This is a genomic window from Vibrio rhodolitus (assembly GCF_003350325.1).
GTDB lineage: Bacteria > Pseudomonadota > Gammaproteobacteria > Enterobacterales > Vibrionaceae > Vibrio > Vibrio rhodolitus.
Window position 1 is genome coordinate 153,251 of record NZ_QLYZ01000006.1, and the last position, 24,343, is coordinate 177,593.

Sequence of the window (24,343 nt, forward strand, 5' to 3'; positions counted from 1 at the left end):
TGGCTATAACTTCGCTTGGGTAAAGTTTTGATAAAGTTTGTCGGCTAGTGTCAGGCTTTCTATACCAAGTCCACCAATTATGGCGCTGCCGTTGACTGGAATTATGCGATCATTCACAGCCGCAGGTGTGGCGATGAGAAGCGGGTACTCTTTAATAATGCCTTGTTTACCGCCGAGCTTGTTCCAATCTCGATGCGTGACCAATAGGTACTCTGGCTGCATATTAACAATCGCTTCTTGAGAGAGAGGTTTGTACGAACTCATTTCCTTGTTGGCAGGGTTTTCGCCTCCAGCAAGTTTGATAATCACGTCAATGGTGGTTTGCTCACCAGCGACAGTTGCTGGTCGACCTTTACTTAACATAGCAAATACCACCTTGGGAGAGTGGCTAATGTTGCGAGCCTGCATGTGCTCAAGCTTTTCTTTCAGGTTACGTTTTAGCTCGTTAGCGTTATCTTGCGTTGCAGTGATAGCGGCAATGGTATCAATACGTGCAAACAAATCTGGCAAAGTGTCGCCGGAAGGAACGGACTGGACCGTGACGCCACCACTTTTAAGCAGTGCTAAAGTGGTGTCAGGTCCCATTTCATGCGAGCCAATGAGATGCGTGGGGTTGAGCGCCATTAACCCTTCAGGTGAGAGCTGGCGGTGATAACCAATTAAAGGTAATTGCTGTTCGGTGTTGAAATGCTTGCTGGTGACATCCAGTGCGACCAACTGATCTTTCGCTCCCAAAGCAACAAGTAGCTCGGTGATGCTAGATCCTGCGCTAATTATACGATTCTTGGGTTGATGTTCTTGAGCGAATGCAGTGTTTGCGCCCATCATAAGCCACAAGAGGAAGATTGTTTTCTTCATAGGTATTGTTCCATATACATAGTCACTGCTCTCTTATGCTGTAGAGAGTGTCAATTGCGAAAATTGCAGGCAAAAGTTTGATGATTGGTGTAGTTTGCTAGCGATTTATTGATGCCAAATTCCCAATAATGCAAATGATACCAAATATCATTTGCATTATCATATCTTTTGTATAACATCTTTTCCACAATTACTATTTACAGATATGTAAATTTAACTATCGAACTTAAAGAGCAAATTTTAGCGCGAGGGCCTCCCATTGGTGTAAAGCGGTCTGTTATGGGAGAGGTCTGCTAAATTTAAATCACGGGATGTTGTTTCGTGTTTCACGAAATCGATAAGTTTGAATATGGAAAATATACAGGAGAAAGTATGTATAGCACTTGCTCTGAAGAAGCGGTCAAAACTCAAGTCAGTGTTGCTTTGGAACACGATGATTCAGTGCCAATTTCAGAAATGTCCAAGCAACTTGGTTTGAGTGAAGGTGCGATTACCTTTGCACTACCAGAGGTGATGTTGACCCAAGTAGAGGGTAAGCATGCGCAAGCTATCTTGGAGCGACTTCCCGAGTGGGGTGATGTCACTACCATCATCCATTCATGTGGTTCTATTTTTGAATTCAAGGCGCCTTTCCCTAGTGGAAAAACTGCCCATGGTTACTACAACCTGATGGGCAAAGAGGGGCAGTTACATGGTCATCTCGCATTAGACTTAGTTATGCATATCGGTTTTGTTAGTAAACCATTTCGAGGAAAAGAGAGCCACTACATCGGCTTTTTCACCCAGCAGGGCGACTGCATGTTCAAAATCTATTTAGGGCGTGATAAGCAGCGCCAACTAATTTCTACACAAGTTGCAGCGTTTAAGGCATTGAAAGAGGAATTTTCAAAATGAGCATTGAAAGCCAATCTCCCCAAGTTGAACAGACTAACCATCAGGATGTCCGTCGAGAGCGTTTACAAAATCGTTTGGAGCCGGAAATCCAAGAGTTTCGAGACTCTCGGCAGACTCTCCAACTCGCAACAATTAGCGAAGAAGGGATCCCAAATGCGACTTATGCACCTTTCGCCTTTGATAAGCAGGGTTATTACATCTTAGTCAGTGATATTGCGGCTCACGGGAAAAACCTCAAAACCAATCGCAACGTTTCAATCCTTATGATTGAAGATGAGGGCGAGAGTAAGCAGATTTACGCACGTAAAAGACTCACTTTTGACACCAAAGCGCAACTCATCAGTAAGCAGAGTGATGATTGGATTAAAGGTGTTGCTGCTCTACGTCATCGCTTTGGTGACATCATCGACAACTTGAGCCAGCTTGGTGACTTTAATTTATATCGACTGGTGCCAGAGTCTGGTCGCTATGTAAAAGGATTTGGTCAAGCCTTTGAAGTATCGGGCAATGATCTGTTGGATTTCGTTCATCTAACTGAGGGGCATATTCAACCGACGAACAAGTAGTGTTGCGAGCAATGGAAGCCTAATCAGACCTGAAAAAATACAAATATCACTAAGTCAGGTCGTCCCCCTTCAAATGGAAAATAACATGTTAAAGCAAACACCTTTAGCCTTAGCTGTTGCTGGGCTTTTTTCTGCGCCAATTTATGCAGAGAATTCATTATCACAAGAGACGGTTGTTGTTACAGCGACAAGAACCAATACTCAAATTTTTGATACTGCAGCGTCAGTTAAAGTTATTGATGATGATGCGATTGAAAAAGAAATGGTGACTGGCTTAGACGACCTATTTAGATACACGCCAGGTGTATCGGTCAAAAGTAATGCCCGCCAAGGTATTCAATCGATTAACATCCGTGGTATCGAAGGTAACCGAATCAAAGTGTTGGTCGATGGAGTAGCGCAGGGAAACCAATTTGATTCTGGTGGCACCTTTGTTAATTCCTCACGTGTAGAAGTTGATACAGACTTACTTAAAACGGTTGAAATCGTCAAAGGCGCGTCATCATCTCTGCAAGGGTCGGATGCGATAGGTGGTATCGTCGCATTTGAAACCAAAGATCCGCGGGACTTTTTAGCGGGTAAAGATATTGGTGGTCATGCTAAGTTTAACTACTCATCAAAAGACAATACCTTCACAGAATCTGTTGCGCTGGCTAATCGTTTTGGTGATTTAGAAACTTTGATTGCATACACTCGTCATGATGGTGAGCAACTCGAGAATTTTGGTAGTGCTTTACCTTTGAACAGTAAAGCGAACGATTTACTGACCAAGTTACAGTATCAGCTCAACGATGCTCATCGCTTGGAGTTTAATGGTCAGTATCTGCTACGTAACTCAGCAGGCGAACAAGAGTATGAAAACTATTCTGATGCGAGTTCTGATGATGAGACGGAACAATATCAGTTGGCGCTTAAACATATTTGGAGTGCAGATCTTGCGTTGTTTGATGAACTGGAGTGGCAATTGGCTTATTTTGACAAGCAAGAAAACGCCAATACGTACCGCACAGTTAACCCCAATGTGCCGTTTTTAAACCCATCTCCGATAGCGATCGCTCAAACTAAAAATTATCTCTACAGTGACAAAGGCGTTCAGTTTGATGCCCAATTAGAGAAATCACTCACTCAAGGTAGCCTTGAACACTTCTTTGTCTATGGTGTTTCATTCCAAGATAAAGACATTAAAAACGTCAACGATCAATACAGCGATCCGGGTGGTGCGGAACAGTTTTTCTACATGCCAAGCGCGAGTGAAAGCCGTTATGGGCTGTTTGTGCAAGATCAGCTGACCTTTGGTAACTGGATTATTACCCCGGGGATTCGTTATGACGCATTTGAGACAAACCCTGGTGATGCAAGCGCCAACCCAAGTGGCAATGCGCAAAGTGACTACGTTAAATTCTCTGACTCAGCGCTTACAGGACGTTTAGCCACAGTTTACAAGCTGAATGAACAACACCGTCTATTTGCACAAGTGAGCCAAGGCTTTCGCGCCCCTGAATTTAAAGAGCTCTATTACTCATTTGGTAACCCAAGCCATCGATATATTAATACGCCTAACCCAGATCTAAAGTCGGAAGAGAGTGTTTCTTATGAGCTTGGGTGGAGACATGAGAGTGGCAACTCGAGTAGTGAGTTTGCCCTGTTCTACAATAGCTATGACAACTTTATTACCCAGCGTGTTGTCTCTTCTTCACCGCTAACTGAGTATCAGTATGTCAATCTCGATCGTGCTTATATCAAAGGGGTTGAACTGTCTAATTTAATGTCTTGGGATGGTTTTATGCCAGTGAGTGGGTTTAGCTCACGAGTCGCATTTGCCTACGCTGAAGGTGAGGATGGTGATGGTAAACCGATCAATGAGATTAGCCCTTGGAATGCGGTTGTTGGTTTGAACTACGATGCTCAAAACTGGGGTACATCGTTGAACGTAAGCTACACCGCAGAGAAAAGAAGAAGCGATATTAATTTAGATATATTAAAAGAAGCGGATTCTCGAGCGGGAGAAATTCAACCCATTGCGAGCGCAACAGTGGTTGATTTAACGGCATACTACAGACCGACCAAGGACATCACGTTACGTGCTGGAGTCTTTAACCTAACCGACGAAGAGTACTACAACTGGAATGATGTCAGCGGTCTTGATGAAGAAGATAAAGATCTGACGCAAGCGGGTCGAAACTGGGCTGTGACCGTCAAATATGACTTTTAAATAAAGGTATTTGTTTGAGTTACCGAAGGGCACGCACAGTGCCCTTTTTTCGTTATTTATTACTCTTTAAAATCACGTTTATCGAGCTCATATTTTTGCATCTTGTCGTACAGCGTTTTTCTCGCCACTTGCAACTGCTGCATGGTTTCATTGATGCGTCCTTCATTGGATGACAGTGCCTGTTCAATCACCATCTTTTCAAACTCAGCCACTTGTTCAGCCAAAGGCGTTGCACTTTGTTGCTCATCTTGATGCTGGGCGAGTTCACCCAGCTTGCCTAGCAAAACAAATCGCTCGGCGCAGTTGCGTAGCTCGCGCACATTACCCGGCCAGTCATGGCTGACCAAAGTTTGCAAATCTGCTTGCGGAATCGATGCGGCGTCTTTGCCATAGCGCGCTGCAGCAACCAGTAAAAAGTGATGGAAGAGGGCAGGGATGTCCTCTTTGCGTTGTCTCAGAGGGGGTAAATCGAGCGTGACCACATTCAAACGATAGTAAAGATCTTGGCGAAATTCGCCTTGTTCAGCGGCTTGTTTAAGGTCGACTTTAGTGGCGGCTACCACGCGAATATCCAGCGGAATAAGTTGGTTGGAACCGACGCGCTCAATCACTCGCTCTTGCAGTACACGCAGCAGACGAATTTGAGCCTGCATCGGCATTGACTCAATCTCGTCGAGAAACAAGGTGCCGCCTTCTGCGTGTTCAAACTTACCAATACGTTTACTATCAGCGCCGGTAAAGGCCCCCTTTTCGTGACCATACAACTCGCTTTCAATTAGGTTCTCTGGCACGGCGCCACAATTGATGGCAACAAAGTTACTTTCTCGACGAGAGCTTTGCTCATGGATAGAGCGTGCAACCAGCTCTTTACCTGTACCTGTTTCGCCAAATAGCAAAATATCGGCGTTAGTGTCAGCAACATGGGAAATGGTTTCACGCAGCGACGAAATCGCATTATTTTGCCCGATGATGCGCGGACCAAGAGTTTGGCTGGCTTTGAGGCTGCGTTTCAACGCTTGGTTTTCAAGGGTTAAATTACGTTTATCGATGGCTCGGCGCGTGGTGTCGATCAGACGGTCAATGGCGAAAGGTTTTTCGATAAAATCATAGGCGCCATTGCGCAGCGCATTGACCGCCATTTCGATATCACCATGTCCGGTGATTAAAATAACCGGTATTTCCTCGTCTTGTCTTTGCACACTGGTTAACAGGTTTTCACCAGATAACCCCGGTAAGCAAATATCGCTGATCACGACTTTGGGCAGACCATCTTGCTTGATTGCCAGCAAGGCATCCTCGGCACTGGCAAAAAAACGTGCCGAAATTTCTTCTAACTCGAAGCTTTGCTCAATAGCAATGCGAATATCATTTTCATCATCAATAAAGAATACATCGACCATCATTGATCCTTAAATGGCAAGGTAATTGTAAAGCGAGCGCCTGTGCTAGGTGATTCACCCGCACTGAGAGTGCCATCCATTGCTTGTATGATTTGTTGGGAGATGGATAAACCCAGCCCTAAGCCATTTTTCTTGGTGGTATAAAATGGCTCAAACAGTTTATCACGTACCTCTGGGGCAATGCCGCAGCCAGAGTCATCTATGTGGATATGCACCACATTTGCTTGAGGCTCTACGATGAGATTAATCTCTCGTGCAGCGAGATCACTAACGGCATGAATCGCATTGGTCAGCAAGTTAACTAACACTTGCTCCAGTTGAATAGGATTAACGTTAACCTGTAACGATATGTCGGGTATCTGCAGCGTAAGAGTGGTTTGCTGTGCTTTAAGTTGTGCGGCAATCAACTCATGGGCGGATTGGATCATCGGGGCTAATTCTAAACACTGTTTTTCTTGGCTGTCGGATTTACGCGTAAAGGATTTAAGCTGATCGCTGATTTTTGCCATGCGTTCTGTTAATGCGGAGATGCGCGCTAAGTTGTCATCAACTCGCTCGGGCTGCTCTTTTGCCAGAAAACGTCTGCCGTTGTCAGCGAAACTGCGGATAGCGGCGAGCGGATTATTGAGCTCATGGCTAATGCTCGCCGACATCTGCCCGAGTACCGCCAGCTTTGCTGCTTGGATAAGCTCATTTTGAGTTTTACGCAGCGCTTGCTCGGTTTTACTTCTCTCATAGATTTCCGCTTGCAGTTCAGCGGTTCTCTCCATGACTAAAAATTCCAGCTTCTGCTTAGCTTCAGATTGAATTTGGGTTAATTGACGCTGTTTGAGCTGTTTTTGATGTACCAATTGCAACGACAAAAAGGCAATAGCGAAGACAAGGGTTAGCACCAGCAAAAAGCTAAAGGTCGACCATAGAATCGTGTGTTTGGGTGTGAGAACCCGAATGGTGAGTTGCAGCTCGTCATTAACCTGAGAGGTGACAATAAAATCACCTTGCCCGCCACTTTTGCGCAAATTGGCTAGCTCGGTTTGTGGCAAGTTGAGATCACCCAGCAAACCGAGTGAGCGGATCTCGGTGTCTAAGTATTGGCGACTCGCGAGTACGCGCTGTTTCACTTGCGGTGAAAGGTCAACCAAGCTGTGAAATAACCATTTGTGATCACTAGCCATAAACACGATTTGGTTTTCATCGGTCGCCACAAACAAATTCCGCTCGCTCTGCCAGTTGCCTTCAATGGCGGATAGATCCATTTTGATCACAATCACGCCAATGATTTCAGCGGCGTAAACGACAGGGAAGCCATAGTAATAACCGCGCTGACCCGAGGTTGACCCTAAGGCGAAGTATTGGCTGGCGTTGCCTTGAATCGCTTGCGAGAAATAGGGGCGCCAAGCAAAGTTGCGGCCGACAAAGCTGCGCGCAATATTCCAGTTACTTGAGGCGATGGTCGTGCCTTGAGCATCAAGTAGATAGGTATCAGCGGCATTGATCACTTGATTGACTTCTTCTAGGTAGCGATTGGTCACATCAATTTGCGCTGAGTTATTGGGGTTAAGCACTGCCGCGATGACTTCTCGGTCTTGCGCGAGCAATTTAGGTAGGTGGGCGTATTTATCCAACTTGGTGGCAATATGACTGGAAAAACGCTCCAACTGGGATTGATGTTGATCCAATTGGTTTTGGTAACTGCTATTCCATACCCAGCGCCCGCCAAGAATCGCACACAGAAGAAACAACACCAGCAAATAAACCCATGTGCGTCGGTTGGAAAGCATGCTCAAACCCTTGTAGATAAACCAAGCGTTTAGCCTAGCGTTTTTTGTTACTAAGGTGTTGTGATAGGTTGCTAAATTGGGCGCTAAAACCGGACTTGGATCTCCTTTTATTACTTGAATTAAAAAAAACGCTAGTTTCTCTTGAAAAACACATTAATGTCCCCATCTCTGACACGGTTAGAAATGTATGTTTGATTCGCTGCAAGAGTGGCAGCTACTCAGATATAAATGCTCAAATTTGGAGCAGTTAAGTGAGAATTTAGGATATTCGCAGACGTTAGTAGGGGTTCGGCTCGACAGTGATAGTCAAGGTCGTTAGAATGCTGCGTCTAAATCTATGTCCTGAGACTAATCGGAGATACCTTTCACTTATTAAAGTGGTCAAAGATATCGCTAATTAGTTCGATAGCCTTTATATAGGCTGTTGATGCTCGAAATTAATAGGTGCTCTTAGAGTACAAACAAGGATGCAGTTACCAAGCTTGGCTTAGGTAACTCATACGCTCAGCCAAGCTGAGCCAGTATTGAGGTTAATGAATAATGCAAGTTACTGTTGAAACGCTAGAAGGCCTAGAGCGCCGTCTAAACATTACTGTTCCAGCTGCAAACATCGAAGATGCAGTTACAGCTGAACTACGCAACATCGCTAAAAACCGTCGTTTCGATGGTTTCCGTAAAGGTAAAGTGCCTCTAAAAATGGTTGCGCAGATGTACGGTAAAGCAGTACGTCAAGACGTGATGGGTGAAGTTATGCAACGTCACTTCATCGAAGCGATCGTTAAAGAAAAAATCAACCCAGCAGGCGCGCCTACTTTTGCTCCAGTAGAGACTAAAGAAGGTCAAGACCTAGTTTTCACTGCGACTTTCGAAGTGTACCCAGAGATCGAACTTAAAGGTCTTGAGAACATCACTGTAGAAAAGCCACAAGCAGAAGTTAAAGATGCTGACGTTGAAGAGATGATCGACACTCTACGTAAGCAACAAGCAACTTGGACTGAAGTTGAAGAAGCTGCAGAAGCTGGTAAGCGCGCAACTATCGACTTCGTTGGTTCTATCGACGGTGAAGAGTTCGAAGGCGGTAAAGCTGAGAACTTCCCACTAGAAATGGGCGCAGGTCGCATGATCCCAGGTTTCGAAGACGGTATCGAAGGTAAAACTAAAGGTATGGAATTCGAAATTGACGTAACTTTCCCAGAAGATTACCACGCTGAAAACCTAAAAGGTAAAGCAGCTAAGTTTGCTATCAAAGTAAACAAAGTTGAAGCGCGTGAACTTCCAGAACTAAACGACGAGTTCGTTGCTAAGTTCGGTGTTGCTGAAGGTGGCGTTGACGCTCTTAAAGCTGAAGTTCGTAAGAACATGGAGCGTGAGCTTAAGCAAGCTGTTAAGAACCGCATCAAAGAGCAAGCTATCGACGGTCTAGTTAACGAAAACAACATCGACGTACCAGCTGCGCTAATCGACCAAGAAATCAACGTTCTTCGTCAACAAGCAGCTCAACGTTTCGGTGGCAACCCAGAAGCTGCTGCTCAACTTCCACGTGAGCTATTCGAAGAGCAAGCTAAACGTCGCGTAGTTGTTGGTCTTCTTCTAGGTGAAGTGATCAAAGCTGAAGAACTAAAAGCTGACGATGCAAAAGTGAAATCTCTAATCGAAGAGATGGCTACTGCTTACGAAGATCCATCAGAAGTAGTTGCTTACTACGAGCAAAACGAGCAAATGATGAACAACATGCGCAATATCGCTCTAGAAGAGCAAGCAATTGACGCAATCATCGCTAAAGCTCAGGTTTCTGAAAAAGAAGTTGGCTTCAACGAGCTAATGAACCAACCAGCTTAATAAGCAATATCTTGCGTAGAAAAGTTGACTAAGCGTTAACTATTCTGCTAACAATGGTCCGTATGATATTAATCATCCGGGCCATTTATTTTAGGGACATCAGAATATGAGCTACCAAGAACAAAATACTATCATGAATGCACTTGTGCCAATGGTGGTTGAACAAACTTCCCGCGGTGAACGTTCTTACGATATTTATTCGCGCTTGCTTAAAGAACGCATCATCTTCTTGACTGGTCAAGTTGAAGACAACATGGCGAACCTGATTGTTGCTCAGCTACTTTTCCTCGAGTCTGAAAACCCAGACAAAGATATTTACCTATACATCAACTCTCCAGGCGGCAGCGTAACAGCAGGTATGGCGATTTACGATACTATGCAGTTCATCAAGCCAAATGTTGCAACGCTATGTACAGGTCAAGCTTGTTCAATGGGTGCTTTCCTATTAGCTGGTGGTGCCAAGGGTAAGCGTTTTGCGCTACCAAATGCGCGCGTAATGATTCACCAACCGCTAGGTGGCTTCCAAGGCCAAGCGTCAGATATCCAAATTCACGCGCAAGAAATTCTTTCAATCAAACAGAAGTTGAACACACTGCTTGCTGAGCACACTGGTCAACCGATGGATGTGATTGAACGCGATACCGATCGTGATAACTTTATGTCAGCGGCACAAGCAGCAGAATACGGTATCATTGATGAAGTATTGACCCATCGCGGTTAATAAAACTGACTTTGAGTCTGATTTAGCCGAATTGAGCGGAGCTTTCACTCAATTCGCGGGGGCAATTTGCCCTAAATTGATATACACTCAAAGCGTATAGATTTAAGGCTAAGAGGTTAGCGAATGACAGATAAAAGCAAAGAGAGCGGTAGTAGTAAGCTTCTGTACTGCTCTTTCTGCGGTAAGAGCCAGCACGAAGTTCGCAAGCTGATCGCCGGCCCGTCAGTCTACATTTGTGACGAATGTGTCGACCTTTGTAACGACATTATTCGCGAAGAAATCAAAGATGTGCTTCCTAAAAAACAATCTGAAGCGTTGCCTACGCCGCGCGAGATTCGTGAGCACCTTGATGACTATGTGATTGGCCAAGATTACGCTAAAAAAGTGCTAGCCGTAGCCGTTTACAACCATTACAAGCGTTTACGCAATGGTGACACAACGAGCGAAGGTGTCGAGCTAGGCAAGAGTAACATTCTACTTATCGGTCCTACCGGTAGTGGTAAAACTCTGCTAGCCGAGACGTTAGCGCGTTTCTTGGATGTGCCATTTACAATGGCGGATGCTACTACCCTGACAGAAGCAGGTTACGTAGGTGAAGACGTTGAAAACATCATCCAGAAACTACTGCAAAAATGTGACTACGACGTAGCGAAAGCAGAACGTGGTATTGTTTACATTGATGAAATTGACAAGATTTCACGTAAAGCAGAAAATCCATCAATCACACGTGATGTTTCAGGTGAAGGCGTACAGCAAGCACTATTGAAACTGATTGAAGGTACGGTTGCTTCAGTTCCGCCACAAGGTGGTCGTAAGCACCCTCAACAAGAGTTCTTGCAAGTTGATACTTCGAAGATCCTATTTATCTGTGGCGGTGCATTTGCTGGTCTAGATAAAGTGATTGATCAACGTGTTGCAACTGGTGCAGGTATCGGTTTTGGCGCGGAAGTGCGTTCAAAAGACGAGAACAAAACAGTCGGTGAACTGTTTACTCAAGTTGAGCCAGAAGACTTAGTTAAGTACGGTCTAATCCCAGAATTCATTGGTCGTCTACCGGTTACCACGACGCTAACTGAACTGGATGAAGAAGCGCTGATCCAAATTCTTTGTGAACCAAAGAACGCGTTGACCAAGCAGTACGCTGCGCTATTTGAACTAGAGAACTCAGAGCTTGAGTTCCGCGAAGATGCACTACGTGCGATTGCTAAAAAAGCAATGGAGCGTAAAACAGGTGCTCGTGGTCTACGTTCAATTCTTGAAGCGGTACTACTTGAAACCATGTATGAGCTGCCATCAATGGACAACGTAAGTAAAGTTGTTATCGATGAGTCAGTGATTAATGGTGAATCTGAGCCACTGCTGATTTACAGCAACTCAGACAATCAAGCTGCTGGCGCTGAATCGTAATTGTCTAAATAGCAACAGTTATCAAAAAGGAGGATGTTTAATCCTCCTTTTTTTTATTCCTCCATTGATTCCAACCAATTAGCCCCCATATACTGCTCATAAGACTAAGCGGAAGAGAGAATAATATGAACTTGGAACGTTCCGAACGTATCGAGATCCCCGTACTACCTCTACGAGACGTAGTAGTTTACCCGCATATGGTAATTCCACTGTTTGTTGGCCGTGAAAAATCAATTGCATGCTTAGAAGCAGCAATGGACGCGAACAAGCAAGTGCTGTTGGTTGCGCAAAAAGAAGCGGAAACTGACGAACCAACCAAAGATGATCTATTCGAAGTTGGTACCGTTGCGACTATTCTACAGCTGCTTAAACTTCCAGACGGCACGGTAAAAGTGCTGGTAGAAGGTCAGCAGCGTGCGCAGATTCACCAGTTTATCGATAACGAATTCTTTGTTGCTGACGCTGAATATCTAGTGACTAACGAGCTAGATGAGCGCGAGCAAGAAGTGATTGTGCGCAGTGCGATCAATCAGTTTGAAGGCTTTATTAAGCTCAACAATAAGATCCCACCAGAAGTACTGACCTCACTTAATGGTATTGATGAAGCTGCACGTCTGGCGGATACAATTGCCGCGCACATGCCGCTTAAATTGGTCGACAAACAGAAAGTCCTCGAAATTCTTGATATTTCAGAGCGCCTAGAGTTCCTAATGGGACAAATGGAATCTGAGATAGATATTCTTCAAGTTGAAAAACGCATTCGCACTCGCGTGAAAAAGCAGATGGAAAAATCGCAGCGTGAGTATTATCTGAATGAGCAAATGAAAGCGATTCAGAAAGAACTTGGCGAAGGCGAAGATGGTGTTGATGAGTTTGAGACGCTGAAGCAAAAAATTGCTGAGTCAAAAATGCCGCAAGAAGCGCGCGAAAAAACTGAGCAAGAGCTACAGAAACTGAAGATGATGTCACCGATGTCAGCTGAAGCGACTGTTGTACGTGGTTACATTGACTGGATGCTTGGTGTTCCTTGGAGCAAGCGCAGTAAGGTTAAGAAAAACTTAGCAAAAGCGGAAGAGATCTTAAACGAAGATCACTACGGATTAGAGCGCGTCAAAGAACGTATTCTTGAGTACTTGGCGGTACAAAACCGCATCAACAAGCTGAAAGGTCCAATCCTTTGTCTTGTCGGTCCTCCGGGTGTTGGTAAGACGTCACTTGGTCGCTCAATCGCTTCTGCGACGGGTCGTCAGTACGTACGTATGGCACTTGGTGGCGTACGCGATGAAGCGGAAATCCGTGGTCACCGTCGTACTTACATTGGTTCAATGCCAGGTAAGCTTATTCAGAAGATGTCGAAAGTTGGTGTGAAAAACCCACTGTTCCTTTTGGATGAAATCGACAAAATGTCTTCAGATATGCGTGGCGATCCAGCGTCAGCACTGCTTGAAGTTCTAGACCCAGAGCAAAACAACGCGTTTAACGATCACTACTTAGAAGTGGACTATGATCTGTCAGATGTGATGTTCGTGGCGACGTCTAACTCGATGAACATTCCAGGACCGTTGCTTGACCGTATGGAAGTGATTCGTCTTTCTGGCTACACCGAAGACGAGAAACTTAACATTGCTAAGCGTCATTTGGTTGACAAACAAGTTAAGCGTAACGGTTTGAAACCAAACGAGATCACTATCGAAGATTCGGCAATTATCGGCATCATTCGTTACTACACGCGTGAAGCAGGTGTTCGTAGTCTTGAGCGTGAGATTTCGAAGATCTGTCGTAAAGCGGTGAAAAACATTCTGCTCGATTCGAGCTTGAAGTCTGTGACTGTGTCAATCGACAACCTAAAAGAGTACTTAGGTGTGCAGCGTCACGACTACGGTAAAGCTGATGACAGCAACCGTATTGGTCAGGTTACCGGTCTTGCTTGGACGGAAGTAGGTGGTGATTTACTCACGATTGAAACCGAATCTATGCTGGGCAAAGGCAAGTTGGTTCAAACGGGCTCACTTGGCGATGTGATGCAAGAGTCTATTCAAGCGGCGATGACGGTAGTACGTACACGAGCTGAGAAGCTGGGTATTAACCCTGATTTCTACGAGAAGCGTGACATTCACGTACACGTTCCAGAAGGCGCGACACCGAAAGATGGTCCGAGTGCAGGTATCGCAATGTGTACTGCGTTGGTTTCTAGCTTAACTGGTAACCCAGTGAAAGCTGAAGTTGCGATGACAGGTGAAATCACTCTACGTGGTGAAGTTTTACCTATCGGCGGTTTGAAAGAAAAACTGCTTGCAGCACACCGTGGCGGCATCAAAACAGTGCTGATCCCGAAAGATAACGAGCGTGATCTGGAAGAGATTCCTGAGAACGTGATCGCAGACTTGAAGGTGATTCCGGTGCAGTGGATTGATGAGGTTCTGAGCATTGCCTTGGAGCGAGACCCTTCTGGCGTTGAGTTTGCTGTAGAAAAATAGTGATGTGCAGCAAAAATAAGTAAAAGATTACGCTGATAAGCCTAAAAGTGCTTGTCAGCGTTTTTTTTGGAGGCTAACGTTAGCCTCTGTAGCCTAAACCCTTGTATGGCAAGGGCTGAGGCTGAATTTTAAAATGAAATGGAACGAAAGGTCGTCTCACAAAATAATAACAGACGACATAAAGGGGAATCACCGTGAACAAAACTCAACTAGTAGAAAAAATCGCCGAAAACTCAGACCTATCTAAAGCAGCAGCAGGCCGTGCGCTAGACGCATTCATTGAAGCTGTAAGCGGTACGCTTCAGTCTGGCGACCAAGTTGCTCTTGTTGGCTTCGGTACTTTCAGTGTTCGCACTCGCGCAGCACGTACTGGTCGTAACCCAAAGACTGGCGATGAGATCCAAATCGCTGAAGCTAAAGTGCCTTCTTTCAAAGCTGGTAAAGCTCTAAAAGACGCTTGCAACTAATCAAACACACTACTTTTTTAAGTAGTTTGTTAGAACCTTTTTAATTTATGCGCATCATACTGATGCGCATTTCTTTTTCTGATATTATCGCGCTACTGAATTTTAAATTAATAATGAACATCGCTTTGCCTCACATCGAGGTAAGTGCGGGTCATACGCGGAGAGTAACAATAGTATGATGGATCGATTGCGCGAAGGCGTGAATAGCATCGCGGTTAAAATTATCCTAGGCCTGATTATTCTATCTTTCGTATTCGCTGGTGTAGGTAGCTACATTGTTGGCGGCAGTAACAACGTTGCAGCGAAAGTAGGTAATGTCGAAATCAGTCGTGGTGAGTTCGAACAGGCATACCAAAACGAACGCAATCGCATGCAAGCTCAGCTTGGCGATTATTTCTCTAACCTACTAGCTGACCCAAGCTATGTTGCGTCTTTCCGCCAATCGGTACTAGACCGTATGATTAACGATGCGCTACTTGAGCAACACGCACAAACTCTAGGTTTACGCGTAAGTGATGCACAAGTACGTGAGTTACTGCTAGCGATGCCACAATTTCAAGTGGATGGTAAGTTCAGCTCAGACGTGTATCAATCAGCACTACGCCGCGCTGGATACAGCCCTGAAAGTTTTGCTGAGTACTTACGTCGTGATCTAGTGCGTAACCAACTGCTAACCGCCGTTCAAGCAAGTGATTTCTCTCTTCCTGGCGAAGTATCGGCACAAAGCAAGCTGATCATGCAGACTCGCGAAGTGAAGACGATCAATCTAGCGCTAGCGGATTTTGCTGAGAAAGTAGAGCTGACTGATGAAGAAATTCAGCAATACTACGAGCAAAACCCAGAGCGTTACACCCGTCCAGAACAAGCTAAAGTATCGTATATCGAACTTTCTGCAGAAGCATTGAAAAACTCAATTGCAATCAGCGACGAGCAAGCAAAACAATACTACCAAGAGCACTTAGACAAATACTCATCTGAAGAGCAACGTAAAGTGAGCCACATCCTAGTTCAGGGTGATGATGAAGCGAAAGCACAAGCTATCCTTGATGAGCTAAATGCTGGTGCTGACTTTGCTACGCTAGCGGAAGAAAAATCTGAAGATATCGGCAGCGCTGAAGAAGGTGGTTCACTAGGTTGGATTGAACGTGGTGTGATGGACCCTGCTTTTGAAGAAGCAGCGTTTGCACTGCAAAATGCAGGTGATGTAACCGGGCTAGTGAAATCTGATTTTGGTTACCACATCATCAAACTGGATGAACTAAAAGATTCAGTGGCTAAGCCTTATGCGGAAGTTGCAGAAACAATCAAACAAGAGCTTCGCGACCAAAAAGCGGTAGACGAGTTCTACGAGCTGCAAAGTGAACTTGAGCGCGTTGCGTTTGAATACCCAGACTCATTGGATGACGCAGCAGAAGCGGTTAACGCGAAAATCGTAACAACTGACTTTATCTCTCAAGCTGACGCGCCAGAACTGCTGAAAACACCGGCTGTGATGCAAGCGATTCTCAGCCCAGAAGTTCGCGAAGACGGTTTGAACTCAGAAGTTATCGAAGTTGCACCTGAGCACGTGATTGTTGTACGCGTAGAAGATATGCGTGATGAAACAGTACTGCCACTAGCAGAAGTGCGTGAACAAGTGATTGCGCAGCTATCTCGAGTGAAAGGCGAACAAAACGCAATTGAGCTAGCAACTAAGGTTGTGACTGAGCTTAAAGCGGGCAATGCGAACGTATTGGCAGAAAATGGTCTTGCTTTCGGTGACGTGCAAACGATCGATCGCAGCTCTCCGCTAGCGCAAGTTGTATTCGCAATGCCAAAACCTGCAGAAGGTAAAGTAGGCTACGCTCAGTCGAAATCATTTAATGGTGACGTTGTTGTAGTTGAGTTGGATGCGGTTTCAGATGTATTCAACACGATGTACAACGAGCAAATTGCTAACCAATTGGTTCAGATGAATGCTCAGCAGAACCTAGAAGGTGTGATTAGCATTCTTCGTAAGACAACGGATATTGAGTACTTCGCTGTGACGCAATAAGCGCTACTAATGTAAGTAACATTCCTATCAAAGCGGGCTACGAAAGTAGCCCGTTTCGTTTTTTATCGTTGCGATTCGTAATGCTGGCGCGAGTGCTTATGGTAAAGCAATCGTTAAGTAAAATAAGGAATGGCAATGAAAATTAAATCACTTTTAATCGCAGCCCTGATTTCACTCTTTTCTTTTGCAACATTTGCGCAAGAGAAAAGCCAAGAAAACCCCAAATATGCGGGTATAGAGATTGTGGTGAATGTGAATCAAGCATCGGCAGAAGAAATTGCAGATCTGCTCAAAGGCGTTGGCTTGAAGAAAGCCCAAGCGATTGTTGACTATCGTCAGCAAAATGGATTGTTTAAAAACGTTGAGGAGCTGAGTAACGTCAAAGGAATCGGCAGCTCGACAATCGAAAAGAATATCGACCGAATCCAACTTTAGTGTTTGTACTCAAGGGATCGGGCATGATCTCTTGAGTCGCTTTACGACCTCATCAAGATAACGATTAAATCGAAAACTTCCCTAGAACCTTGTCGCATTTAGCTCTATAATTTCACGCCGAAAAAGTCAGGGCAATTTGCACTGACGATAAGCAACTTGGAGTATTTCATGTCCTCTCACACACCGGTTATTACCGTCGATGGACCAAGTGGTGCGGGTAAAGGCACGCTTTGTATGCAATTGGCTAACAAGCTGGGCTTTCACTTACTCGATTCAGGTGCAATCTACCGTGTACTCGCATTAGCTGCGATTCACCACGGTGTTGATCTTGAAAACGAAGATTCCCTAGTCGCACTAGCAACCCATCTTGATGTGCAGTTTATTGCTGAAGGTGACTTAGTTAAAGTGATCCTTGAAGGCGAAGACGTTTCAGGCGAGTTGCGTAAAGAGCAGACTGGAATGGCTGCATCTAAAGTGGCAGCGTTGCCACGTGTGCGTGAAGCTTTATTGCGTCGCCAACGCGCGTTTGCCGATGGCACTGGTCTAGTTGCTGATGGTCGTGATATGGGTACGGTTGTCTTCCCACAAGCTGAAGTGAAAATCTTCCTTGATGCAAGTGCAGAAGAACGTGCCGAGCGACGCCTTAAACAGTTGCAAGATAAAGGGTTAGATGTTAAATTTGCTGACCTTTTGAGCGAGATCCAAGAGCGAGACGACCGAGATCGTAATCGCCCAGTGGCGCCACTACGCCCTGCAGAGGATGCGCTGTTGCTTGACTCAACGTCGATGTCTATCGACGAAGTAGTCGAAAAAGCACTACAATATATTGAATCTAAACTGACTGCGTAATTTACGGGGTCGGCTCAGAGCGTTGGTCGCAAGGATGATGACTGGCGAATTTAATAACCCCATGAGGTAGGATACCCGTGGACGTTTAATTTATTGAAGATTAAATAAATGACTGAATCTTTTGCTCAACTCTTTGAAGAGTTTCTAAACGAGACTGAATTCCAACAAGGTACTATCGTTAAAGGTACTGTAGTAGCTATCGAGAACGGTTACGTTCTTGTTGACGCTGGTCTTAAGTCTGAGTCTGCAATCCCTGCTGAACAATTCAAGAACGCTGCTGGCGAACTTGAAGTTGAAGTTGGTTCTGAAGTTGATGTTGCTCTAGACGCAGTAGAAGACGGTTTCGGTGAAACTCAACTTTCTCGTGAGAAAGCGAAGCGTCACGAAGCTTGGATCGTTCTTGAGAAAGCTTACGAAGAAGCTGAAACTGTTGTTGGTATCATCAACGGTAAAGTTAAAGGCGGTTTCACTGTTGAACTTAACGGTATCCGTGCGTTCCTACCAGGTTCACTAGTAGACGTACGTCCTATCCGTGATACAGCTCACCTAGAAAACAAAGAACTTGAGTTCAAAGTTATCAAGCTTGACCAGAAGCGTAACAACGTAGTTGTTTCTCGTCGCGCAGTTATCGAATCTGAAAACAGCGTAGAGCGTGATGAGCTACTAGAAAACCTACAAGAAGGCGCAGAAGTTAAAGGTATCGTTAAGAACCTTACTGACTACGGTGCATTCGTTGATCTAGGTGGTGTTGACGGTCTTCTACATATCACTGATATGGCATGGAAACGCGTTAAGCACCCATCAGAAATCGTTAACGTAGGTGACGAAATCCTAGTTAAAGTTCTTAAGTTCGATCGTGAGCGTACTCGCGTATCACTAGGTCTTAAGCAACTAGGCGAAGATCCATGGGTAGCAATCGCTAAGCGTTACCCAGAAGGTCACAAGCTTTCTGGTCGTGTAACTAACCTAACTGATTACGGCTGCTTCGTTGAAATCGAAGAAGGCGTTGAAGGTCTAGTTCACGTTTCTGAAATGGATTGGACTAACAAGAACATCCACCCATCTAAAGTTGTTAATGTTGGCGACGAAGTTGAGGTTATGGTTCTTGAGATCGACGAAGAACGTCGTCGTATCTCTCTAGGTCTAAAACAGTGTAAAGCTAACCCTTGGCAGTCTTTCGCTGAAGCGCAAGCTAAAGGCGACAAAGTTACTGGTAAGATCAAGTCAATCACTGACTTCGGTATCTTCATCGGTCTAGAAGGCGGCATCGACGGTCTAGTTCACCTATCTGACATTTCTTGGAATGTTGCTGGCGAAGAAGCTGTACGTGAGTACAAGAAAGGCGACGAGATCTCTGCAGTTGTTCTAGCAGTAGACGCAGAGCGTGAGCGCATCTCTCTAGGCGTTAAGCAAATGGAAAATGACCCATTCAATGCTTACGTTGCAGAGAAGAAGAAAGGCGTTCTAGTTAACGGTACTGTAACTGCAGTAGACGCTAAAGGCGCAACTGTTGAGCTAGAAGAAGGCGTTGAAGGCTACATCCGTGCATCTGAAGTTGCACGTGACCGCGTAGAAGACGCTACTCTAATCCTAAGCGTTGGTGACAGCGTTGAAGCGAAATTTACTGGTGTTGACCGTAAGAACCGCGTAATCAACCTATCTATCAAAGCTAAAGACGAAGCTGAAGAGCAAGAAGCAATGGCATCTATCAACAAGCAAGATGACGCTGCATTCGGTAACGCTATGGCAGACGCTTTCAAAGCAGCTAAAGGCGAATAATTTAATTCCCTTATAGCAAAAAGGAGCCGAAAGGCTCCTTTTTTATTTGTGTGGTCTAATACCAATTTCTGCAACTGGTTAGAAAGAAAGCGAATCCTTGCTGTACATCTTGGGTAAATTTTGTCTAGAATTACTAGCAAGTGTTTGTTGGAATTGGTATTAGTTACTATAATAAGTAATAAATTACTCTACGAGGGAAACTATGACTAAGTCTGAATTGATTGAAAGACTTTGCGCTGAGCAAACTCATCTTTCAGCGAAAGAAGTCGAAGATGCGGTAAAAGACATTCTTGAGCACATGGCATCAACACTTGAGAAAGGCGAACGTATTGAGATCCGTGGCTTTGGCAGTTTCTCGCTTCATTACCGTGAGCCACGTGTAGGTCGCAACCCAAAAACGGGTGAAAAAGTGGAATTAGAGGGCAAATATGTACCTCATTTCAAACCAGGTAAAGAGCTACGTGAACGCGTAAACCTATAGGCTCAGGCTGAACTGGTTAATAAAAAGGCGGAGTGCTTTCGGTGCTTCGCCTTTTTTAGTTTATGCAAAGATAACCATGGAGTGTTACTGGGTTTTACTGCATAATCTTAGCTGTCGATTTTAAGATGGGTAATGGACTATGAAAATTATAAAAATCGTTATCGTATTAGCTTTGTTTCTTATTGCGTTGGCTTTAGGCTCGCAAAATCAAGCAGTTGTGACGTTTAATTACTTGTTAGCTCAAGGTGACTTCCATTTATCAACTCTGCTCGGTGTAGTGTTTGTGACTGGTTTTGCTATCGCATGGATTATTTTTGGTAGCCTTCACTTAAAATCTCAGCTGCAAGTTCGCAAGCTGAATAAGCAGCTTAAAAAACTCACACCCGTTACCTCGACTGAGGTCGAACAAAGTAAAGCATAATCGAGTTAAGTAGGCTTTTTCCTCAATGCTAGAAATACTCTTCTTGTTATTGCCGATCGCCGCAGCTTATGGCTGGTATATGGGTAATCGCAGCGCTCAGCAAGACAAGCAGAAGCACTCAAACCAGATCTCCCGCCAATATGTGACGGGTCTTAACTTGCTGCTTTCAGACCAGTCTGATAAAGCGGTCGATCACTTTATTGAGCTGCTTCAAGTTGATAATGACACTATTGATACACACCTAGCATTGGGTAACCTGTTTCGATCCCGTGGTGAAGTTGATCGCGCGATTCGTATCCACCAAAACCTCATTTCCCGTTCTGGTCTCACCATTGATCAGAAAAATATTGCTTTGCAGCAATTAGCCAAAGACTACATGGCATCTGGCTTTTTAGATCGCGCTGAGAAAATTTTTGAACAGCTGGTTGAAGAACCCGATCACCGTGAAGCGGCACTGCAGCAGTTAGTTTCGATTTATCAGCAAACTCGCGAATGGCAAAAAGCCATTTATTACGCCTCTCAGCTATTTAAACTGGGACGTAAACGCATGCGTGTTAGTATTGCGCATTTCTATTGTGAAATGGCGATGCAAGATCAAGCTGATGGTGATCGTAAGCAAGCTATCGCGCACTTTAAACGCGCGCTAAGTGAAGACCCAAAATGTGTCCGCGCCAGTATCGCGTTAGGTAAGCTGTATCTTGAGAGCGAAGATTACCTCCATACAATTAAATACATGACGATGGTTCTTGAGCAAGACTCTGACTTTGTCAGTGAAGTTTTGCCGACCTTAGCTGATTGCTATCACCATCTAGGGCAAGAAGATGAGTTACTCGACTTCCTACGCCAATGTATCGCAAGTAAAGCGGGCGTATCTGCCGAGCTGATGCTTGCTCAGCTTGTGGCTCAACATGATGGCTCGGCTGCCGCGCAAGAGCTATTGACGCGTCAGTTGGTGAAAAACCCGACTATGAAGGGCTTTTTCCGCTTGATGGATTACCATTTGATGAATGCGGAAGAGGGGCGTGCGAAAGAGAGTTTGGCGACGCTGCAGAAGCTGGTTGGTGAACAACTAAAAGTGAAACCGCATTATCGTTGCCGTAAGTGTGGCTTCTCAACACATTCAATGTATTGGCACTGCCCTTCATGTAAAGGGTGGGGCACGATCAAGCCGATCCGTGGTTTGGACGGTGAATAGACTATTTATAATGCAGCTAATTTATTAGCTGCATTTTTTTAAGCAAAACAAAGTTGATAAATATAAGTTAATTAGGAGATGAGATGATCGACCAAAAAGTCATCGTAGCACTGGATTATGACAACAAAGCAGATGCATTAGCTTTTGTAGACCGTATTGACCCTGCGTCGTGCCGTCTTAAAGTAGGCAAAGAAATGTTCACGCTGTTTGGTCCTGATTTCGTCAAAGAGCTTCATCAACGTGGTTTTTCTGTATTCCTTGACCTAAAATTCCACGATATTCCAAATACTTGCTCTAAAGCGGTACGCGCCGCGGCAGAAATGGGTGTTTGGATGGTCAATGTACATGCCAGCGGTGGCGAGCGCATGATGGCTGCATCACGTGAAATTCTCGAGCCTTACGGTAAAGACCGACCACTACTGATTGGTGTAACCGTGCTAACCAGCATGGAACAGCCAGATCTAGCGGGTATCGGCTTGGATATGGCACCAAAAGACCAAGTTATTCGCTTAGCAAACCTAACTAAAAATGCGGGTCTTGATGGTGTGGTATGTTCTGCACACGAATCTTCAATGTTAAAAGCTGAATTGGGCCAAGAGTTCAAGTTGATCACGCCAGGAATTCGCCCTGCGGGTGCTGACCAAGGTGATCAGAAGCGCATCATGACACCAGTAGAGGCAATCCAAGCAGGTTCTGATTACCTAGTTATTGGTCGTCCAATTACCCAAGCGGCAGACCCTGCTGCGGTATTGGCAGCGATTAACGCAACGCTTGTATAATGGCTAAGCTTTAAAAACGAAAAGGTCAGTATTTACTGACCTTTTTACTTTTGGATAAAGCAGAGCTCTAAGCTAAGGCAGGAATGCCGCTATGGAATTTAAAATCGCTATCTGCCGAGGAAATAAGCTCTGCTTCTACGCGACCGAACATCGCTACGCGCTCTGAGATATCTTTACCGGCAATCTCTTCTGCCAGCACCAGATAATCTTGATAGTGGCGTGCTTCTGAGCGCAATAAAGAGACATAAAACTTAGCGATATCCTCGTCCATATAAGGTGCCAATTTGGCGAAACGTTCACACGAGCGCGCTTCGATATAGGCACCAATGATCAATTTGTCGATTAAAGTTTGTGGCTCATGGGTCGCCATATTCGAGAGCAGCCCCTTCGCGTAGCGGCTTGCTGGAATTGGCTCATAGTCGATGCCTCGTTCATCCATGATTTCTAATACTTGATAGAAGTGATGAAGCTCTTCTTTGATCAGCAAGACCATTTTATCAATCAGATCTTGGCTATATGGTGAGTCAGATTTTGCCATGATCGCTTTTGAAATGTTGCTCTTGCCCTTGAGGGTTTCAAGTGAACCTTTGCCGCGATAGGCGAAATCTTCGTATGGCTTAAACCAATCGAGTAAGCTGTGTGCACTGCTTTTATCGACCGCGTATTTACGGATCAGATACATCGCTGATTGACCTGCTTTCAGTTCACATAGTAGATGATCGATCAGTACCGTTTTTAGATTTTCAGGTTTACGGGCTTCGTCGACCCATTGTGTTGGGGTAGGGCATTGCAGAAATTGATGAATGGGCGCGAGTAATTCTTGATATTGTTCTAGTTGCTGCATGACTTTACTTACTAACAAAAAAGGTCGCAGCTGCGACCTTTTAAAAGGAATAACAGTAGTATATTACCACTTTTTCTTTTCACCAAAGAGCGCATCCATATCTTCTTCGCGCTGTTTGTCCATGATTTGCTGTTGCTCGGTGGCATTTTGTGTTTGACGACGTTTCTCAAGATCATCATACATAGTTTGTAGCTTTTCTTTTGCTTGTACAGAGTAAGGATCGTTCTTGGTGCTCAGCACCTCGAGACCTTTACGTAGCAATTGAATAGCAGTGCCCGGTTGACCACGCACAATCGCATCGTTCGAGCGCTTGATTACATTTTCAATGTTGATGCGCACTTGGATAGCTTCAAGGCGAGCATTTTCAACAACGTATGCTTCAGTATCAAAACGACCTTTATTGTGTTCATTGCGGATGGTGTCACGCAGACGTTTCACCAACTTTAGCATCACAATGGCTTGCTTATCATTACTCGGTACTTTAAACGCTGCGCTTTCACCGCTTTGAAAGTTTTCGTTTAAGTTTTCGATCTGTTGCTTGACGTGTTCAACGCGCTGCTCAAGCTGTTTATTCTTTGGATCAAGCTCGTACATATTCTGTACGGCATCAAGAATACGGTTATTTAGACACAACAACAGGTTCTTACTGTATGGCATATGGTGCGCATGACCAATAAGTTCTTCTGTGGCATCAATAATGGCGATGTATCGGGCGCTTTCTTGCTTCTTTGCTGTGGCAATTTTCGCGTTGTATTGCAAGATGATGTTGTAGCCAAGGACTAACACCAACAAAATCGCGACAAGAGCAATGATTAAACCAATATTCATAAATTCCGTTATCTTATGTTTATTACGGCTAGCAGCTAAGGATACACGATTCTTGGGGGCTGCGGCAGCAAATAT

General features: G+C 44.8%; 21 protein-coding genes. 16 read left to right on the forward strand and 5 right to left on the reverse strand.

Annotation, left to right across the window (positions count from 1 at the left end):
• Positions 1 to 3: 3 nt before the first annotated feature.
• Positions 4 to 858 (reverse strand): heme/hemin ABC transporter substrate-binding protein, encoded by an 855-nt coding sequence (locus tag DPF93_RS08555; RefSeq protein ID WP_114765791.1) that lies wholly within the window; start codon positions 856 to 858, stop codon positions 4 to 6.
• Positions 859 to 1,230: 372 nt separating this feature from the next.
• Here DPF93_RS08555 and hutX point away from each other — a divergent pair, with 372 nt between their 5' ends.
• The 3 genes from hutX (at position 1,231) to DPF93_RS08570 (ending at position 4,530) form a co-directional block, all read left to right on the forward strand.
• Entirely contained in the window at positions 1,231 to 1,752 is a 522-nt protein-coding gene (gene hutX / locus DPF93_RS08560) for a heme utilization cystosolic carrier protein HutX (protein ID WP_114765792.1), read from the forward strand.
• Entirely contained in the window at positions 1,749 to 2,318 is a 570-nt protein-coding gene (hutZ, locus tag DPF93_RS08565) for a heme utilization protein HutZ (RefSeq protein ID WP_114765793.1), read from the forward strand. The genes hutX and hutZ overlap by 4 nt, the downstream gene beginning before the upstream one ends.
• A gap of 85 nt (positions 2,319 to 2,403) precedes the next feature.
• Positions 2,404 to 4,530 (forward strand): TonB-dependent hemoglobin/transferrin/lactoferrin family receptor, encoded by a 2,127-nt coding sequence (locus tag DPF93_RS08570; RefSeq protein ID WP_114765794.1) that lies wholly within the window; start codon positions 2,404 to 2,406, stop codon positions 4,528 to 4,530.
• Positions 4,531 to 4,589: 59 nt separating this feature from the next.
• Here DPF93_RS08570 and DPF93_RS08575 read toward each other — a convergent pair whose 3' ends face one another.
• Both DPF93_RS08575 and DPF93_RS08580 read right to left on the reverse strand, forming a co-directional pair.
• On the reverse strand, positions 4,590 to 5,930 hold the full coding sequence (locus DPF93_RS08575; protein WP_114765795.1) for a sigma-54-dependent transcriptional regulator: 1,341 nt from the start codon (positions 5,928 to 5,930) through the stop codon (positions 4,590 to 4,592).
• Positions 5,930 to 7,711, reverse strand: coding sequence for a sensor histidine kinase (locus DPF93_RS08580; protein WP_114765796.1), 1,782 nt, complete (start codon positions 7,709 to 7,711; stop codon positions 5,930 to 5,932). Before DPF93_RS08580 ends, DPF93_RS08575 begins: the two co-directional genes overlap by 1 nt.
• 540 nt (positions 7,712 to 8,251) lie before the next feature.
• Here DPF93_RS08580 and tig point away from each other — a divergent pair.
• The 13 genes from tig to pyrF all read left to right on the forward strand — a co-directional run bounded on the left by tig (position 8,252) and on the right by pyrF (position 22,596).
• A complete protein-coding gene (gene tig / locus DPF93_RS08585) occupies positions 8,252 to 9,550 on the forward strand; it encodes a trigger factor (RefSeq protein ID WP_114765797.1) in 1,299 nt (432 codons plus the stop codon).
• A gap of 106 nt (positions 9,551 to 9,656) precedes the next feature.
• Complete coding sequence (clpP, locus tag DPF93_RS08590) at positions 9,657 to 10,271, forward strand: ATP-dependent Clp endopeptidase proteolytic subunit ClpP (protein WP_114765798.1); 615 nt, start codon at positions 9,657 to 9,659, stop codon at positions 10,269 to 10,271.
• 123 nt (positions 10,272 to 10,394) lie between these two features.
• Positions 10,395 to 11,678 (forward strand): ATP-dependent protease ATP-binding subunit ClpX, encoded by a 1,284-nt coding sequence (gene clpX, locus DPF93_RS08595; protein WP_114765799.1) that lies wholly within the window; start codon positions 10,395 to 10,397, stop codon positions 11,676 to 11,678.
• A gap of 125 nt (positions 11,679 to 11,803) precedes the next feature.
• Positions 11,804 to 14,155 carry an endopeptidase La gene (gene lon, locus DPF93_RS08600; protein WP_114765800.1) on the forward strand — a complete coding sequence of 784 codons (2,352 nt, stop codon included), beginning with the start codon at positions 11,804 to 11,806 and terminating at the stop codon, positions 14,153 to 14,155.
• 194 nt (positions 14,156 to 14,349) lie between these two features.
• Positions 14,350 to 14,622, forward strand: a complete 273-nt coding sequence (locus DPF93_RS08605; protein WP_075651319.1) for an HU family DNA-binding protein — start codon at positions 14,350 to 14,352, stop codon at positions 14,620 to 14,622.
• Positions 14,623 to 14,797: 175 nt separating this feature from the next.
• Positions 14,798 to 16,657, forward strand: a complete 1,860-nt coding sequence (gene ppiD, locus DPF93_RS08610) for a peptidylprolyl isomerase (protein ID WP_114765801.1) — start codon at positions 14,798 to 14,800, stop codon at positions 16,655 to 16,657.
• A 135-nt stretch (positions 16,658 to 16,792) separates the two neighbouring features.
• Positions 16,793 to 17,092 carry a ComEA family DNA-binding protein gene (locus DPF93_RS08615; RefSeq protein WP_114765802.1) on the forward strand — a complete coding sequence of 100 codons (300 nt, stop codon included), beginning with the start codon at positions 16,793 to 16,795 and terminating at the stop codon, positions 17,090 to 17,092.
• A gap of 168 nt (positions 17,093 to 17,260) precedes the next feature.
• Positions 17,261 to 17,941: a (d)CMP kinase gene (gene cmk, locus DPF93_RS08620; RefSeq protein WP_114765803.1), complete on the forward strand. Its 681-nt coding sequence runs from the start codon at positions 17,261 to 17,263 to the stop codon at positions 17,939 to 17,941.
• Positions 17,942 to 18,049: 108 nt separating this feature from the next.
• Positions 18,050 to 19,720, forward strand: coding sequence for a 30S ribosomal protein S1 (gene rpsA / locus DPF93_RS08625; RefSeq protein ID WP_114765804.1), 1,671 nt, complete (start codon positions 18,050 to 18,052; stop codon positions 19,718 to 19,720).
• A gap of 202 nt (positions 19,721 to 19,922) precedes the next feature.
• Positions 19,923 to 20,201 (forward strand): integration host factor subunit beta, encoded by a 279-nt coding sequence (gene ihfB, locus DPF93_RS08630; protein ID WP_114765805.1) that lies wholly within the window; start codon positions 19,923 to 19,925, stop codon positions 20,199 to 20,201.
• A gap of 139 nt (positions 20,202 to 20,340) precedes the next feature.
• Positions 20,341 to 20,622 (forward strand): LapA family protein, encoded by a 282-nt coding sequence (locus tag DPF93_RS08635; protein ID WP_114765806.1) that lies wholly within the window; start codon positions 20,341 to 20,343, stop codon positions 20,620 to 20,622.
• Positions 20,623 to 20,647: 25 nt separating this feature from the next.
• The gene (gene lapB / locus DPF93_RS08640; protein ID WP_114765807.1) at positions 20,648 to 21,817 is read left to right on the forward strand and encodes a lipopolysaccharide assembly protein LapB; all 1,170 of its coding nucleotides are present in this window, start codon (positions 20,648 to 20,650) and stop codon (positions 21,815 to 21,817) included.
• Positions 21,818 to 21,900: 83 nt separating this feature from the next.
• A complete protein-coding gene (gene pyrF / locus DPF93_RS08645; RefSeq protein ID WP_114765808.1) occupies positions 21,901 to 22,596 on the forward strand; it encodes an orotidine-5'-phosphate decarboxylase in 696 nt (231 codons plus the stop codon).
• 67 nt (positions 22,597 to 22,663) lie between these two features.
• On the opposite strand, the gene miaE is transcribed toward pyrF, so the two are convergent.
• Both miaE and DPF93_RS08655 read right to left on the reverse strand, forming a co-directional pair.
• On the reverse strand, positions 22,664 to 23,440 hold the full coding sequence (miaE, locus tag DPF93_RS08650) for a tRNA isopentenyl-2-thiomethyl-A-37 hydroxylase MiaE (protein WP_114765809.1): 777 nt from the start codon (positions 23,438 to 23,440) through the stop codon (positions 22,664 to 22,666).
• Positions 23,441 to 23,503: 63 nt separating this feature from the next.
• On the reverse strand, positions 23,504 to 24,268 hold the full coding sequence (locus tag DPF93_RS08655) for a DNA repair protein (RefSeq protein ID WP_114765810.1): 765 nt from the start codon (positions 24,266 to 24,268) through the stop codon (positions 23,504 to 23,506).
• Positions 24,269 to 24,343: the final 75 nt, after the last annotated feature.

Excerpts from the sequence above, each read along its gene's own strand:
- DPF93_RS08580 (WP_114765796.1), bottom strand. The coding sequence starts at position 7,711 with ATGCTTTCCAACCGACGCACATGGGTTTATTTGCTGGTGTTGTTTCTT.
- miaE (WP_114765809.1), bottom strand. The coding sequence starts at position 23,440 with ATGCAGCAACTAGAACAATATCAAGAATTACTCGCGCCCATTCATCAA.
- clpP (WP_114765798.1), top strand. The coding sequence starts at position 9,657 with ATGAGCTACCAAGAACAAAATACTATCATGAATGCACTTGTGCCAATG.
- lon (WP_114765800.1), top strand. The coding sequence starts at position 11,804 with ATGAACTTGGAACGTTCCGAACGTATCGAGATCCCCGTACTACCTCTA.
- DPF93_RS08635 (WP_114765806.1), top strand. The coding sequence starts at position 20,341 with ATGAAAATTATAAAAATCGTTATCGTATTAGCTTTGTTTCTTATTGCG.
- rpsA (WP_114765804.1), top strand. The coding sequence starts at position 18,050 with ATGACTGAATCTTTTGCTCAACTCTTTGAAGAGTTTCTAAACGAGACT.
- tig (WP_114765797.1), top strand. The coding sequence starts at position 8,252 with ATGCAAGTTACTGTTGAAACGCTAGAAGGCCTAGAGCGCCGTCTAAAC.
- DPF93_RS08575 (WP_114765795.1), bottom strand. The coding sequence starts at position 5,930 with ATGGTCGATGTATTCTTTATTGATGATGAAAATGATATTCGCATTGCT.
- DPF93_RS08655 (WP_114765810.1), bottom strand. The coding sequence starts at position 24,268 with ATGAATATTGGTTTAATCATTGCTCTTGTCGCGATTTTGTTGGTGTTA.
- ihfB (WP_114765805.1), top strand. The coding sequence starts at position 19,923 with ATGACTAAGTCTGAATTGATTGAAAGACTTTGCGCTGAGCAAACTCAT.
- hutX (WP_114765792.1), top strand. The coding sequence starts at position 1,231 with ATGTATAGCACTTGCTCTGAAGAAGCGGTCAAAACTCAAGTCAGTGTT.
- ppiD (WP_114765801.1), top strand. The coding sequence starts at position 14,798 with ATGATGGATCGATTGCGCGAAGGCGTGAATAGCATCGCGGTTAAAATT.
- DPF93_RS08615 (WP_114765802.1), top strand. The coding sequence starts at position 16,793 with ATGAAAATTAAATCACTTTTAATCGCAGCCCTGATTTCACTCTTTTCT.
- clpX (WP_114765799.1), top strand. The coding sequence starts at position 10,395 with ATGACAGATAAAAGCAAAGAGAGCGGTAGTAGTAAGCTTCTGTACTGC.
- DPF93_RS08555 (WP_114765791.1), bottom strand. The coding sequence starts at position 858 with ATGAAGAAAACAATCTTCCTCTTGTGGCTTATGATGGGCGCAAACACT.
- DPF93_RS08570 (WP_114765794.1), top strand. The coding sequence starts at position 2,404 with ATGTTAAAGCAAACACCTTTAGCCTTAGCTGTTGCTGGGCTTTTTTCT.
- hutZ (WP_114765793.1), top strand. The coding sequence starts at position 1,749 with ATGAGCATTGAAAGCCAATCTCCCCAAGTTGAACAGACTAACCATCAG.
- cmk (WP_114765803.1), top strand. The coding sequence starts at position 17,261 with ATGTCCTCTCACACACCGGTTATTACCGTCGATGGACCAAGTGGTGCG.
- lapB (WP_114765807.1), top strand. The coding sequence starts at position 20,648 with ATGCTAGAAATACTCTTCTTGTTATTGCCGATCGCCGCAGCTTATGGC.
- pyrF (WP_114765808.1), top strand. The coding sequence starts at position 21,901 with ATGATCGACCAAAAAGTCATCGTAGCACTGGATTATGACAACAAAGCA.